16 protein-coding genes are annotated in these 13,685 nt (G+C 61.8%); 13 read left to right on the top strand and 3 right to left on the bottom strand.

The genetic code is table 11. The features are described 5' to 3' along the window. The first annotated feature begins 71 nt into the window (after positions 1-71). The 7 genes from PQQ86_RS12485 to PQQ86_RS12455 all read left to right on the top strand — a co-directional run bounded on the left by PQQ86_RS12485 (position 72) and on the right by PQQ86_RS12455 (position 4,365). On the top strand, positions 72-1,295 hold the full coding sequence (locus tag PQQ86_RS12485; RefSeq protein WP_408267004.1) for a response regulator: 1,224 nt from the start codon (positions 72-74) through the stop codon (positions 1,293-1,295). Continuing rightward, the gene (locus tag PQQ86_RS12480) at positions 1,216-1,608 is read left to right on the top strand and encodes a glycosyltransferase (protein ID WP_408267001.1); all 393 of its coding nucleotides are present in this window, start codon (positions 1,216-1,218) and stop codon (positions 1,606-1,608) included. The genes PQQ86_RS12485 and PQQ86_RS12480 overlap by 80 nt, the downstream gene beginning before the upstream one ends. 71 nt (positions 1,609-1,679) lie before the next feature. Continuing rightward, positions 1,680-2,027 (top strand): hypothetical protein, encoded by a 348-nt coding sequence (locus PQQ86_RS12475; protein ID WP_408266998.1) that lies wholly within the window; start codon positions 1,680-1,682, stop codon positions 2,025-2,027. A gap of 96 nt (positions 2,028-2,123) precedes the next feature. Then, the gene (locus PQQ86_RS12470; RefSeq protein ID WP_408266995.1) at positions 2,124-2,405 is read left to right on the top strand and encodes a hypothetical protein; all 282 of its coding nucleotides are present in this window, start codon (positions 2,124-2,126) and stop codon (positions 2,403-2,405) included. Between the two features lie 21 nt (positions 2,406-2,426). Further along, positions 2,427-2,651, top strand: coding sequence for a hypothetical protein (locus tag PQQ86_RS12465; RefSeq protein WP_408266992.1), 225 nt, complete (start codon positions 2,427-2,429; stop codon positions 2,649-2,651). Positions 2,652-3,157: 506 nt separating this feature from the next. Continuing rightward, positions 3,158-3,802: a hypothetical protein gene (locus PQQ86_RS12460; protein ID WP_408266990.1), complete on the top strand. Its 645-nt coding sequence runs from the start codon at positions 3,158-3,160 to the stop codon at positions 3,800-3,802. A 59-nt stretch (positions 3,803-3,861) separates the two neighbouring features. Continuing rightward, on the top strand, positions 3,862-4,365 hold the full coding sequence (locus PQQ86_RS12455) for a M48 metallopeptidase family protein (RefSeq protein ID WP_408266987.1): 504 nt from the start codon (positions 3,862-3,864) through the stop codon (positions 4,363-4,365). 67 nt (positions 4,366-4,432) lie between these two features. Here PQQ86_RS12455 and PQQ86_RS12450 read toward each other — a convergent pair whose 3' ends face one another. Then, on the bottom strand, positions 4,433-6,751 hold the full coding sequence (locus PQQ86_RS12450) for an FdhF/YdeP family oxidoreductase (protein ID WP_408266984.1): 2,319 nt from the start codon (positions 6,749-6,751) through the stop codon (positions 4,433-4,435). A 169-nt stretch (positions 6,752-6,920) separates the two neighbouring features. On the opposite strand from PQQ86_RS12450, the gene PQQ86_RS12445 reads away from it, so the two are divergent. From PQQ86_RS12445 to PQQ86_RS12430, 4 genes are all read left to right on the top strand, one after another. Continuing rightward, a complete protein-coding gene (locus tag PQQ86_RS12445) occupies positions 6,921-8,354 on the top strand; it encodes an aminotransferase-like domain-containing protein (RefSeq protein WP_408266981.1) in 1,434 nt (477 codons plus the stop codon). A gap of 32 nt (positions 8,355-8,386) precedes the next feature. Next, positions 8,387-8,695: a helix-turn-helix domain-containing protein gene (locus tag PQQ86_RS12440; RefSeq protein ID WP_408266978.1), complete on the top strand. Its 309-nt coding sequence runs from the start codon at positions 8,387-8,389 to the stop codon at positions 8,693-8,695. Positions 8,696-8,915: 220 nt separating this feature from the next. After that, positions 8,916-10,055 (top strand): BMP family ABC transporter substrate-binding protein, encoded by a 1,140-nt coding sequence (locus tag PQQ86_RS12435; RefSeq protein WP_408266975.1) that lies wholly within the window; start codon positions 8,916-8,918, stop codon positions 10,053-10,055. 51 nt (positions 10,056-10,106) lie between these two features. Next, complete coding sequence (locus PQQ86_RS12430) at positions 10,107-10,655, top strand: nucleoside deaminase (RefSeq protein ID WP_408266972.1); 549 nt, start codon at positions 10,107-10,109, stop codon at positions 10,653-10,655. 2 nt (positions 10,656-10,657) lie between these two features. On the opposite strand, the gene PQQ86_RS12425 is transcribed toward PQQ86_RS12430, so the two are convergent. Then, positions 10,658-11,212, bottom strand: a complete 555-nt coding sequence (locus PQQ86_RS12425; protein ID WP_408266969.1) for a lysozyme inhibitor LprI family protein — start codon at positions 11,210-11,212, stop codon at positions 10,658-10,660. A gap of 390 nt (positions 11,213-11,602) precedes the next feature. Here PQQ86_RS12425 and PQQ86_RS12420 point away from each other — a divergent pair, with 390 nt between their 5' ends. Continuing rightward, the gene (locus PQQ86_RS12420; RefSeq protein WP_408266967.1) at positions 11,603-12,496 is read left to right on the top strand and encodes an SH3 domain-containing protein; all 894 of its coding nucleotides are present in this window, start codon (positions 11,603-11,605) and stop codon (positions 12,494-12,496) included. 38 nt (positions 12,497-12,534) lie between these two features. Here PQQ86_RS12420 and PQQ86_RS12415 read toward each other — a convergent pair whose 3' ends face one another. Further along, a complete protein-coding gene (locus tag PQQ86_RS12415; protein ID WP_408266964.1) occupies positions 12,535-13,410 on the bottom strand; it encodes a LysR substrate-binding domain-containing protein in 876 nt (291 codons plus the stop codon). Between PQQ86_RS12415 and PQQ86_RS12410 the strand changes: the two genes are divergently transcribed. Next, a complete protein-coding gene (locus PQQ86_RS12410) occupies positions 13,388-13,603 on the top strand; it encodes a hypothetical protein (RefSeq protein WP_408270378.1) in 216 nt (71 codons plus the stop codon). The genes PQQ86_RS12415 and PQQ86_RS12410 overlap by 23 nt on opposite strands. Positions 13,604-13,685: the final 82 nt, after the last annotated feature.

Below are 13,685 nucleotides of genomic sequence, written 5' to 3'. Positions count from 1 at the left end.
ACAGAGAGGTTTGGATTTCCGCCTGGTAAGCGCTCTGAAAATCTGGAATTTCATGGTAGATGAAATCATCGATGGAATCGATCGCTCTCTCGCTGCCGGTACTGATGTACCACCATGTCTCAGAGTCGAATGGCTCGCTGAATATCTCACCCGAGTGTTTCGAATCGCAGATGAACTGGCTGGCACGCAACGGATATGTCACGCTCACCGCGGACGAATTCACGCGTTTCCTGCGCGGTGCGCCAATGCCTGATAAATCGATTCTTCTGACATTCGACGACGGATATTTGGACAACTATATTCACGCGCATCCTTGTCTCGAGCGTTACGGTTTCAATGCCGTCATGTTTCTCGTGACCGGTCGTATTCATGACGGTCCTGTTCGACCCGCCATGACAGCTCGCGCGGCCAGGAGCATGTCGCACGCAGAGTGCGAGCAACGCGTCCAGGCGGGCCGATCGGACGATGTCACGGCGCGTTGGAGCGAGATCGAACTCATGCGTAAGGCCGGAACGTTCGAGTTCCACAGCCACACGAACACTCATCTCCGTTGGGACATGCTGTGCAGTGATTCGGTCAGCAAGCGGCATCGCATCGCACAGGACATCGAGATATCTAAATGTATTCTGGCCGGGCGCATGGGTTCAGTATCGACGCGCTGCGCCGCCATGCCAGACACGCTCCTGTTGATCGAAGACGACCTTCCATTCGCAGCACTGACGACAGAGTTTTTGCGCTCCGAAAATTTCGAGGTCGTGATTGCTCACCGCGGCGACGTGGCGGTGAAGATGATCGATGCCGTACGCCCGGATCTGCTCGTTATGGACGTCATGCTGCCGGGCATGGTTGGATTCTCTCTATGCCGCGAGATTCGGTCCTCCTATTCCGGGCGGATTCTCATGATGACGGCGCTGGACGAGGACGTAGAACAGTTGATGAGCTTCCATGTCGGCGCCGACGACTTTGTCGTCAAACCGATCGATCCTCTATTGCTCGTGGCCCGCATTCGCGTCTTGTTGCGAAGGGACATTCGCCTTGCCAAGCCGGGGCGGGTGTTCGACCATACGTTTGGGGACTTCCGCCTTGATCTCCATGCTCGAAGGGCCTGGCTCGACGATAAAGCCGTCGCGTTTTCGGTGGCAAAGTTCGATCTCCTGTCGATTTTCGCTCGGCATGCCGGCACGCCGCTCAAAGCAGGACGTTCGGCCGGCAGTAGTGGTTCTGGATGTCGGTTTTGTATTTTCTCAGCGGGAAACGCTGTCATTCGCGTGCCGGGAGATGATGGCGATGGGTAAGCCGGTGATTGTCTCTGACACGGGTGGTTTGCCGGAGAACGTGACCCCTGGCGAGGATGGGTGGCTTGTCCCGCCAGGTGGACACGGTTACATCGCGCAGCTTCTCATGCTCCTGCTGTGCAATCCGTCCGAGATCGAGCGGGCTGGCGCCGCCGCACGTGCCAAGAGCGAGGCGGAGTTTTCATTGCAGATTTTCGCGGCCCGTACCGAGGCGGTTTACGTCGAGTGCTTATCAAGAGTCTCGCCGTTGGCGGCAGAAAAAGGTCTCGCTCAACGGGTGGCGCGGGGGCGCACTGCCCCAAGCGAGTCGTAATTGAGCGAGTGTGCTGAACACCCGCGACCGCTGTGGCGCTCCAGAATCGAATCAATCACATCCAGCTACCTATGAACTTATCACTGTCATCCAACGGCGCAGCGTATAGAACTCGGGAAACCCGTGACGGTGTCCCGCTGAGCTATATCAGCGAGAAGCTGGCGTACGCCATAGAAGATACCCATGCGGCCGGTCAGGCGCACCCGGAAATGCGCTTACGTCTTTCCCATGTGATGTATTCGCAAACCCTGGCCTTCCTCGCGCTTCACAATATGCTGGGCGCCGCCAATGACTCGGGCTTGCCGGAACGGTTGCTCGATCTGGAGCGCGAGGAACTCAGGAAATGGATCGACGCTGTCGTAAGCTATGGGGATCTGCTGGGAGTGGGCGACGTCGGAACGCGCAACAGTCCTTGTTAAAGCAACAGTAGCGATCGGGAAGCGGGTGCGTGGTCATGTTTGAAGCGAGATCCATATCGATCAGCTACTACATGCTACGATTCCTCGACGATCACGATGGAGACAGCCATGTGGGACAAGATCGAACACGACGGATACGAAGTCTGGGTCCTACCTATCCTTGCATACGGTCCCCCGGCCCCCACCACCTTGTGGCACTACTCGGCGTACATCTGCCGCCACGGTTCCGATGCCCACCTCGCCGGGCAGAGCTTTCGCTTCCAGGAACTTGTCGTCACTTTCGGCAGCGAGGAGGCAGCCCGCGAGGCTGGGTATGTCGAAGGCAAGCGGCGTGTCGACATGATGGTCGAAGGCGGCTCGGTTGCCAGCAACGGCTGATCACTGCTCTGGTTGTTCAAAATGGAACTCTGGATTCAACCATGCGCACGGTGCGCTGATCTCTACGGGCAGCCGGCTACTGCGACTCCGCACGACGACCTGACGCCCAACGGCGTCGGCGCCGTGAAGGATACGCGAGCAGAAGAGCACTACACCTGCGTGCGGTGCGGCGGCGTGTTTGCACGCATTCTCGCCGGTGCGCCGACGCGACAGATCTGGATGCTCCTGAACGCGGGGCAGCACTGATTCTCCTGTGCGGGAAAGCCGGCTTACGGATAGTATCCTTCATACGAGGATTGCTCGAAGATACCGACGGAGGCCGCTATGTGGACCTGTCGAAACTGCAATGTGTCGTTCGACTTCGATCGCGTCGAGCGGCAAGTCGATGAACAAGGATTCTTTTTCCTCTGTCCTGCCTGTGACTACCGCAACAAGCTGGTGGATTCAGGTCCAGACGCAACAGGGCGCCCGAAGCTTGTTCAGAGCGACGACGGTATCTCGCCCCAAGATCAGCCTGACTGAAGAGCGCTGCCGAACACCTTCTGCCGGTAATCGCGCTCGGGGCGGAACCTATCGAACTGGCGTACGCCGCAGTCTGTCCTGGCCCACGCGATTGCCTCCCCATGCTGATCCAGAATGATGAGGGAGCGATCAGACGCCCGTTGCACCCCGGATAATTGCGCCGATGTACAGAGCGTCGCCCTGTTTAATGTAAATTGGTCGTTCTTGAGAGCGCCTTTCAGCGAGACACCATGAAAAACGGAAAACCAAAACTAACGCGTCGTGATGCAGACGGTCTTTTCCCCGACCTGCAGCAAAGCGGCGCCCATCTCGCTAGCCGGCCTGATAACCCGTTCGGAGAAGAAGTATCCCGAACAACCGACCGACGTGATCGCGACGAGGCCAAGCTTTGGAAAGATAATCTCGTTACCTTGCCTGCAGCGATCGAGTTGCCGCCGGGGTATGAGTCGGTGTCGCACGTGCGCGATGCGATGGAGCGGGCCTGGCGTATGAAATGGGTCCGGGAAAGCGGCAATGAGGTCGTCGCTGAATTTCCTGAAGGCTGGGCCGCCGCTCGGCCGGCCAGCGGTCCAGTGGAGTTAAAGGACGCAACCGGCGTGGTCCGGGCCGTGTACGGCTGGGCAGGGGATGCTGAAGTGAGACTCTTGCCGCGATATCGGGTCGAAACGCAGGAGAACAGTTCGAGCGGTCTTGGCAGTTTGCTTGTCCGTGATCGTGAGAACGGACAGATTCTCGAGAGATCGTCGACGTGGTCTGCGAAGACTGGGACCAACCACCCCGATTGGACCCGGCTGTCGGCGTGGCTCGACAAGCAGTATCCGCTTCACCGGGATCCGCTGCGGCTCTGGACGGATTGCGAAAGCAATCGCGGTTGAATCCGGCTCAACGAAAGTCCGTCGCCGCGAGGCCATCGTCAAAAGCAAACACCATTGCCATGCAACACCTGAAATACCTGACAGGCTACCCAGCCGGGCTACAGGAAAAAGTCAAAAAGCTGATAGCCGACGAACAACTCGGCCCGTACCTCGTGGAGCGGTACCCCGGCACGCACCAGGTGCAAACAGACCGGGCCCTGTACGAGTACTGCTCGGAGCTCAAGCGCGAACACCTTCGCAACGGCGCGCAAATCGACAAAGTCACTTACGATAGCAAGCTCGACGTTGTGCGCCACGCACTCGGCCTGCACACGAGCATCTCGCGTGTGCAGGGCGGCAAACTGAAGGCAAAAAAAGAAATCCGCATTGCGTCGCTATTCAGGGACGCCGCACCGGAATTTCTGAAAATGATCGTCGTGCATGAACTCGCTCACTTGAAAGAAAGCGACCACAACAAGGCGTTTTATCGCCTCTGCGAGTTCATGCAACCGGGCTACCACCAGATTGAGTTCGATCTGCGCTTGTATCTCACGCATCGCGATCTGAAGAAAGACCAGGCGTGAGCGTCAATCTTCAGATGCGGAGCTTCGGGCGGCGCCCACTACCCGCCACCCGGAACCCAGCACCGTATCAAGCAGCAACCGCTTCAACAACCGCTGACGCCGTCAACAGCACCGGAATCGACTTCGAAGTCGGCGTCCCCGCGCCATCGGCAACCGAAGAGAGCGGCACCAACGGATTCGTCTCCGGATAGTAAGCGCCAAGACACCCACGCGGAATGTCGTATTCCACCAGCAGGAACCCAGCCGCGTGACGCTCGATTCCGTCGGCCCACACACTTTTGATATCCACGCGCTGGCCCGCAACGAAGCCCAGCATCGCGAGATCGTCCTTGTTGGCGAACAGCACGCGCCGCTGCCCATATACGCCGCGATAACGGTCGTCGAGGCCGTAAATCGTCGTGTTGTACTGGTCGTGTGAACGCGTCGTCATCAAGGTCATCAGACGCTCGCCATGCTCGGCGCGCGCCTGATGAATCGGCGTGTCGACGTCAATCGCATGCACGAGGAACTGCGCCTTGCCGCTCGGCGTTTTCCAGATCCGCTCGCGTGACGCCACGCCCAGGTGAAAACCGCCCGGGCTCTTGAGGCGTTCGTTGTAGTTCTGGAAGCCGTCGATCACCTGCGCGATGCCATCGCGAATCAATGCATAGTCGGCCGCCTGAGCGAGCCAGTCGACCTTGGCGCTGCCGAGCGTGGCGAGCGCCATGCGCGCGACGATCGCAATCTCCGACAACAGATTCTCCGAGGCCGGCTTGTTCATGCCGTACGAGATGTGCACCATGCTCATCGAATCCTCGACGCTCACGCCTTGCGCCACACCATTCTGCAGATCGATTTCGGTGCGCCCGAGCGTCGGCAGAATCAGCGCGTCGCGTCCGTGTATGAGGTGGCTGCGGTTCAGCTTGGTCGTGATGTGCACGGTCAGCTCGCACGAGCGCATCGCATCCCACGTGCGCGGCGTGTCCGGCGTCGCGATCGAGAAGTTGCCGCCGAGGCCGATGAACACCTTCACCTTGCCGTCGAGCATCGCCTGGATCGTGTTGACGACGTCGAGACCATGCTCACGCGGCGGTTCGAAATCGTAGACTTCGCCGAGCCGATCGAGGAACGCCTGAGTCGGCCTTTCTTCGATGCCGACCGTGCGATCGCCCTGCACATTCGAGTGTCCGCGCACCGGGCACAGGCCCGCGCCGCGGCGGCCGATATTGCCGCGCATCATCATCAGGTTCGACAGGATCTGCACCGTCGGCACGGAGTTCTTGTGCTGCGTGAGGCCCATGCCCCACGTCGAGATCACCGCGCGGCCCTTCACGTAGATATCGGCAAGCTTCAGCACGTCTTCAAACGGCACGCCGGATTCGGCAACGATCGTGTCCCAGCTTTCCGCACGCAAATCGTCAGCGAACGTATCGAAGCCGACCGTGTGTTCGGCGATGAACGCGACGTCGAGCACGCGTTCGAGACCCGAAGCCAACGCTTCGTCGTCGAGCTCGATTACACGTTTGGCGACGCCCTTGATCAAGGCGAAATCGCCGCCCACCTTCGGCCGGATGAACACGGAGCTGATCTTTGTGCTGCCCATCGTGATCATTTCTACCGGATGCTGCGGGCTTGCAAAGCGTTCGAGGCCACGTTCCTTCAGCGGATTGATCGACACAATGGTCGCGCCGCGCTTCGCGCATTCACGCAGTTCGCCGAGCATGCGCGGATGGTTGGTCGCCGGATTCTGGCCGAAGATCAGCAGCGTATCGGCGTGTTCGAAGTCGTCGAGCGTGACCGTGCCCTTGCCGATGCCGACCGTGTGCGGCAAGCCGCGGCTGGTCGCTTCATGGCACATGTTCGAGCAATCGGGGAAATTGTTGGTGCCATACATGCGCACGAACAACTGGTACAGAAACGCGGCTTCGTTACTGGCGCGTCCCGATGTGTAGAAGGCGGCGCGGTCCGGATCGTCAAGGCGCTTCAGGTGATCGGCAATGAGATCGAAGGCTTCGTCCCAGCCGATCGGCACGTAACGGTCGCGCATGGCGTCGTAGACGAGCGGGTCGGTCAGACGGCCATGTTGTTCGAGCTCGTAATCCGACTGCGCCATCAGTTCTTCAACCGTATGTTCCTCGAAGAACGCCGGCGTCACGCGCTTGCTGGTCGCCTCGGCCGCCACGGCCTTGACACCGTTTTCGCAGAACTCGAAGGTCGACGCATGCTCGCGGTCCGGCCACGCGCAACCCGGGCAGTCGAAGCCGTCCGGCTGATTCTGCTTGAACAGCATGCGGTAGTCGCCGCCCGTCACCTTTTCCTTGATGAGGTTGATGGCAACGTATTTGAGCGCGCCCCAGCCAGCGGCGGGGTGGGTATACGGTTCGATGCGAGCTTCGGGTTTCTTCATGATCTTGCCGCCGGATGTGGCTTGGACGAGGCTTTTATGCCGATGCATGAAAGCCTACTGTGTTCCAAAAATGGCGCAGCATACAGAAAATCGGAAAGGAGAGGGGTACAGTTGCGCCAAATTTGTCATAGACTGGCGTTCCGCACATGTTTTTGTTCGAGCCAGGTCCTTGAAACTGTACGAAAAACTCGCCGACGAAATGACCGAAGCCGTACGCCGCGGCGTTTTCGCCGCAGGCGAGCGGATTCCGTCGGTGCGGCAAGCGAGCCAGCAGCACGGCGTCAGCATCAAGACCGTGCTGCACGCGTACGCGTTGCTGGAAAGCCGGGGGATTGTCGAAACCCGGCCGCAGTCGGGCTATTTCGTGCGCGATGCGGTGGCGACGGCGGCCGCGCTCGACGAGCCGCGTCTGAACCGCCAGCCGGCAGCCCAGACGCCGCCGGTGGCCGCTGCGGTCGACGTGAGCCGCCTCGTGCTGTCGACCCTGCGTAGCATCCGCGCGCATGATGCCGTTCCGCTCGGCTCACCGTACCCCGATCCGTCGCTGTTCCCGTGGCGGCGCATCAACCAGTACGCAAATGCAATCGCCCGGCGTCACGCGAGCTGGAATCTGATCGACGACCTGCCGCCCGGCAATCCCGAGCTGATCCGGCAGATCGCGCGGCGCTATGCCGAGAATGGCGTGCCGGTCGACCCCGACGAAATCATCATCACGCTCGGCGCGACGGAGGCGATCAACCTCAGCTTGCAGGCGGTCGCGAAGCCGGGCGACACGGTCGCCGTCGAGTCGCCGACTTACTATGCGATGCTGCACGCCATCGAGCGTCTCGGCATGCGCGCCATCGAAGTGGCGACGCATCCGGTCCACGGTATCGACATCGAGGCATTGGCCCAGGTCATCGCCCGGCAGAAGATCGCCGCGTGCATGGTGATGCCGAACTTCCAGAATCCGCTCGGTTTCCAGATGCCGGACGAGCGCAAGCGGCAACTGGTCGAACTGCTCGCCGCGCACGAAATTCCCGCCATCGAGAACGATGTCTATCAGGAGTTGTACTTCGGCGAGGCGCGGCCATCGACCTTGAAGAATTACGACACCAGGGGGCTGGTGCTGCATTGCGCGTCGTTTTCGAAAAGCCTGACCGCGTCGTACCGGATCGGCTGGGCGATGCCGGGGCGCTACCGCGCGCAGGTCGAGAAGCTGAAGTTTCTCAACACGCTGACCACGCCTTCGGTGCCGCAAGTCGCCGTCGCCGATTACCTTCGGCAGGACGGCTACGACCGGCACCTGCGGCACGTGCGCAAGGTCTACCGGCAGCAGGCGAGCATCATGATGGCGATGGTGCAGCGGTTTTTTCCGGCAGGTACGCGCGTGTCGACGCCGCAAGGCGGGTACGTGCTGTGGGTGGAGTTGCCCGAACGGGTCGATTCGATGCGGCTCTATCAGGCGGCGCTCGCGCGCAGCATCACGATCGGGCCAGGCATGATGTTTTCGATGCGCGACGATTTCCGCCACTTCATGCGACTCAATTACAGCTATCCGTGGACGGCACAGACCGAGGCGGCATTGAAGACGCTGGGTGAACTGGTGGCGCAGATGGCTTGATCGGCCCTAAGAAAAGCGAGGAGACATTCACGATGGAAGACGATGAACTCGATCCGGTACTGGTAGCCGTGCTGGCGCAGTTGTGGCGCGCGCATCAGGAAACGCCCGGCGGCGCGTGGTCGCTCGCCAAGCTTTCCAAACAGGCGGATGTGCCGATGAGCGGCTTGCGGCGACAGTTGACGGCGCTGGTCGACGGCGGCCTGGTGGACACCACGTTCAACGAGGAAGGCACGGGAACGGCACGCCTGAGCGAGATCGGCCAGGGCTTGTGCGCGGACCTGTTCGGTGAGGACGATTCGCCTGACGATGATGAGGCTGACCCACCGCCACGCGTTCACTGAGCTGCCGCTGAATTCGACGTGAGGGTTTTGCGGCCGCATTCGTTCGAAGGCTCGAACCTGTTTCTTGGCTACCAAAATACAGATTTCGTTATGGGCGGGATAACGGGAAATAATTTTTCCGCGGAAATTGACCTTCGAATATGGCCCCCTATGCTGGAGCCTTGTCCGGGACAATCCCGGACACAGTGGCAGGCACCTGGAAACCATCTTCGGAGAATTCATGAAAGCAAAGCTGGCGCGAGCGCTGCATCACTCATTGCGCATCAAAACCGTCCTGACCGTTCGCACTGTTCTTGCTGCAGCGTTCGGCGCGTCCCTCGCGCTCGGCGCCGGGGCGGCAGCCGCCGCGACTGCGCAGCCGCTCGGCATCGCTTTCGTCTACCTCGGCAATCCGGGCGACGCCGGCTGGACCTACGCGCACGAGCAGGGCGTGAAAGAGGTCGAGGCGAAATTCGGCGACAAGATCAAGGTGACGCGCGTCGAAAACGTGCCGGAGTCGGCGGATTCGGAGCGCGTGTTTCGTGATCTGGCGTCCAAGGGCAATAAGATCGTGGTCGGCTCGAGTTTCGGCTTCCAGGATTTCGAGCTGAAGGTCGCCAAGGACTTTCCGGACGCCGTGTTCGAACATGCGACCGGCTACAAGAAGGCCGCCAACTTCGCCACCTATGACGTGCGGACCTACCAGAGCGCCTATCTGGCCGGACTGGTCGCCGGTTATACGACGAAGTCCAACACGCTCGGCTTTGTCGGCTCGGTGCCGGTGCCGGAGGTGGTGCGCAACATCAACGCGTTCACGATGGGTGCGCGCTCGGTCAATCCGAATGCGCGCGTGAAGGTCGTGTGGATCAATAGCTGGTTCGACCCGGGCCTCGAAAAGCAGGCCGCCGAAACGCTGATCGGCCAGGGCGCCGACGTGCTGATCCAGAACACTGATTCGACAGCGACGATGCAGACCGCCGAGCAGAAGAAAGTGCATGCATTCGGCTGGGACTCCGATATGAAGAAGTTCGGGCCGAACGCGCAACTGGGGGCATGCGTGAGCAACTGGGGCGTGTACTACACGCATCTGGTGCAGCAAGTAATGGCGGGTTCGTGGAACAACTCGCCCGTGTGGTGGGGGCTGAAAGAGAAGGCGATCGATCTGGCCAACATCAACACAGACGCGGTGTCGCCGACGGCGCAAAAGGCCTTGAGCCAGAAGCGTGACGACATCATCTCCGGCAAGTTCAATCCGTTTGCCGGTCCGATCGCGGATCAGTCCGGTGCGGTGAAGGTCGCCGCGGGCAAGTCGTTGAGCGATGCGGAGCTGCTGCGTTTGAACTGGTTCGTGCAAGGCGTCGACGGTTCGCTGCCGAAGTAATGCATTGATTGGTTTACCTAACTATCATTAAAAGATTAAAGGAGATCGCCCGTGAGTCTTACCGTCCCGACCGATGCCGGCGCCGCTGGAGTGGCGCCGGCCTATCCGCCGCAGGGTTTAACGCCGACGCACGAGCAGGTCGTGCGTCATCTGCGGCATTCGAGCCGGATAGCCGAGCGGGCGACGCTGCTGGGACACCATCCGTTCGGCGCGGTGCTGGTCGGCCCGGATCAGGAGACCGTGTTGATGGAGCAGGGCAATGTCGATACGGTGAATCACGCCGAGTCGGTGCTGGCTCGCGTGGCGGCGTTGAACTTCACGCCGGAGTACTTGTGGGGTTGTACGCTGTACACGTCGGTCGAGCCCTGCTGCATGTGTGCCGGCACGATGTACTGGGCCAATATCGGCCGCGTCGTGTTTGGCATGACCGAGAAGCGCCTGCTGGAGGCGACCGGCGATCATGCCGAGAATCCGACCATGAGCGTGGATTGCCGGTATGTGTTCGATCACTGCCAGAAGCCCGTCGAGGTGATCGGCCCGGTGCCCGAGGTGGAGGCTGAGGTGATGGAGGTTCAGCGGAGGTTCTGGAGCGGCAGGTAGTGCTATCGCACTTCCGCCGGCGCGAGCATCGCCAGTCCGCAGAACCAGTCGCCGCCGTGTGGCTGATATTTCCACTTACCGTTGTTCTCCTTGATCACAGTGGAACACTGGTCGTTCACGACGATCCCGGGATCCGCCGCGGTGCATCGAAGCATCGCGGTTTCGGTTTGCTGTAGCGCGGGCATCACCGCCTTACGCTGAGTGTCCGGTTCGGCCGGACCATCCGGGGTTCCCGTTCGGATGCTTTCGATCAGCCGCTGCAGTTCCTCGATCCGAGTGTCATACCACGTCCCCAGACACACCGCATCGCGGCAATTCGCTTCCCGCCACGCCCACTTGCTGTCACTGTCCGTGAGGAAGGCGCGACGGTTGACGACCCGTCGCCGCGCTTTCCAGTAAAGTTGTCCAAGCGTGTCATCGAGCTTCGAGAGCGCAGGGTCGTTGCAGATCATCCGTTCGGTGAGCGAGCGTCCCCTGCTGCAGTCGAAACTGGTGGCGTGAGCGGGCAGATGCGTGAGCATCAGTGCAGCGACAAGGATAGGGCGGAAAATTTTCATGGCGCTCCGAGCAGTGCATGGGTTTTTCATGCCATGGATGATCGGCCGAGTCGCCGGAGTACAGAGGCCCGAAAACAGCGTGAGTTCGGGTGGGTGATTACCAAATCTTGCTTTGCACGGGGCGCACTGGAACGGCTAGGGCAAGTCCGTAAGCATTTGCCGGGCGGTTTCAGGCATGCGCATTGCAGGTGCGGATGAGTAGGTATCGTGGCCGCCACACCGCTTGAAGCGATGGCCAGGCCCGACGCATTCTTACGTGCGTGCGTGCGTGCGTGCGTGCGTGCGTGCGTGCGGGCGGGCGGGCGGGCGGGCAGGCAGGCAGGCAGGCAGGCACATATGCGGGCCGTAGCGGCACGCATGCAAACGCGGGACGTAAAAACGGGAGAAAAAATGAAACGACACCTCGTTCGATGCATGTACGCGGCGGCTAGCTTGCTGGCGCTGCCAGCAGTGGCGTCCGCGCAGTCGCAGGCCTATACGAATAGCACGGTCAACGTGCGCGCAGGGCCGGCTTCGGATTATCCCGTCGTGACGCAGTTGCCGGGCGGTGTCCCGGTTAGCGTGATGGGTTGCATCAGCAACTACCAATGGTGTGACGTCGCCGCTCCGAACCTGCGTGGCTGGGTTTATGCGGCGCGACTCAGCTATCCCTATCAGGGCAGCAATGTGCCGGTGATGAGCTACGGCACGGTGATCGGCTTGCCGATCGTGACGTTCTCGATCGGTACCTACTGGGGCAATTATTATCGGGGCCGGCCGTGGTATGGCCAGCAATCCCGCTGGGCGCATCATCCACCGCCTCCGCCGCCGAGACCCGGTGCCGGACGGCCACCAGGTTGGCGTCCGCCCGGAGGTCCGCCGCCCGGGAATGTGGGTGGTCGGCCACCAGGCGGTCGGCCACCGGGTAATGCCGGCGGACGTCCACCGGGTGGGCAGCAGCCAGGCAATGGAGGCGGTCGTCCACCGGGCGGCCAGCAGGGCAATGGAGGCGGACGCCCACCAGGCGGGCAGCAACCGGGCAATGGAGGCGGACGTCCGCCGGGCGGGCAGCAACCGGGCAATGGAGGCGGTCGTCCACCGGGCGGGCAGCAGCCGGGCAATGCGGGCGGACGTCCACCGGGCGGGCAGCAACCGGGCAATGCAGGTGGTCGTCCATCGGGTGGGCAGCAGCCGGGCAATGCAGGCGGACGTCCACAGGGAGGTCAGCAAGGCGGTGGGAATAACCGCCCTCAAGGTGGGTCTCAACAGGGCGGCGGTCGGCCGCCAGGAAGTGGAAACAACTGAGGCAAGGTGGACCGGTCCATCCGGTCCGCCCATTTGCTTCAGTAGGCCGCGTTCAGAAATGCCGAGCTAACCGCTCGCAAAGTTTCCTGCGAGCGCGGGTCGCTCAGCCGCGTATGCAATACCACTTTCGAAGCCGGCAGCTGCGGCAAGCCGAGTTGCTCGCCGACCTCCACCGCTCCCGCCGGCGCCACGCGCTGCGCCAGCGCGGCCACGGCGAGCCCTGCGCTAACGGCAGCGCCGACAGCCATCACGCCGCCGCCAACGAACACCTCGGTCCAAGCAATCCCGGCCGCATCGAGCGCGTCGGTGGCAATCGCGCGAATCCCGCATGGCGCGGCGAGCGTCGCCAGTTTCAGCGGCTGCCCCTCGCGATGCTGCCAGCCCGGCGCCGCAAACCAGCCGAGCCGCTCCTCAGCCAGCGGTTGCCCATCACGGCGATCGCCTTCGCGACGACCGATCGCCGCGTCGACTTCACCCCGCTCGAACCATGCAAGCACGTCGCGTGACGCGGCAATGCGCACTTCGATGACGAGCAGCGGATCGTAAGCCGCGAGTCGCCCCAGCAGCGCTGGCAGATTCGGCCCTGCCACGTGGTCGCTGATGCCAAGCTTGAGCCGGCGCTCCGGCGCGTCGGCGGTCCCGGCCAGCGCTCGCTCATGAGCGAGCAGCAATTGCCGGGCGGCGCCGATGAAAGCGTCGCCGCGCGGCGAGAGTCTCACTGCGCGCGGGGTGCGCTCCAGCAAGCGGTAGCCCAGACGCGCTTCGAGCCGTTTGAGCTTGAGGCTCATCGCGGCTTGTGACGTATCCATGACCTCGGCGGTGCCGGTCGCCGCGGAGGGGCACGGTCTACGAGGTGCTGCACCTCGCGCGGCCGGGCGTCGCGAGTCTGAAGTGAGCGCTAGTGGGGCGCCCAACGGCAGGACGGCTGAGACCGGTCCGGCAGCCGTTCCGTTGGCCCCCGCTCAACCCGTGCAGCTGGCGCCTCTCGATATCCGCGTGGCGCTGGCCGCGCATCTGGCAGGGCTGGCGCTGACGATGGCCGGGATCGTCGGCTTCACCGTGCTCACAGTGTTAACGGGGCAGTCGCTTCATTGGCTGACCGGCTAGCCGGTCACACGCTTTGCGCGCTATGCATCGCGATTAAAGTGCGCTAGCCTCACGTAAACCCCGGTGCGCCGCGTACATTAAC

This window comes from Paraburkholderia sediminicola (assembly GCF_046026675.1).
Taxonomy (GTDB): domain Bacteria; phylum Pseudomonadota; class Gammaproteobacteria; order Burkholderiales; family Burkholderiaceae; genus Paraburkholderia; species Paraburkholderia sediminicola_F.
This window is presented reverse-complemented; position numbering and strand designations above follow the sequence as displayed.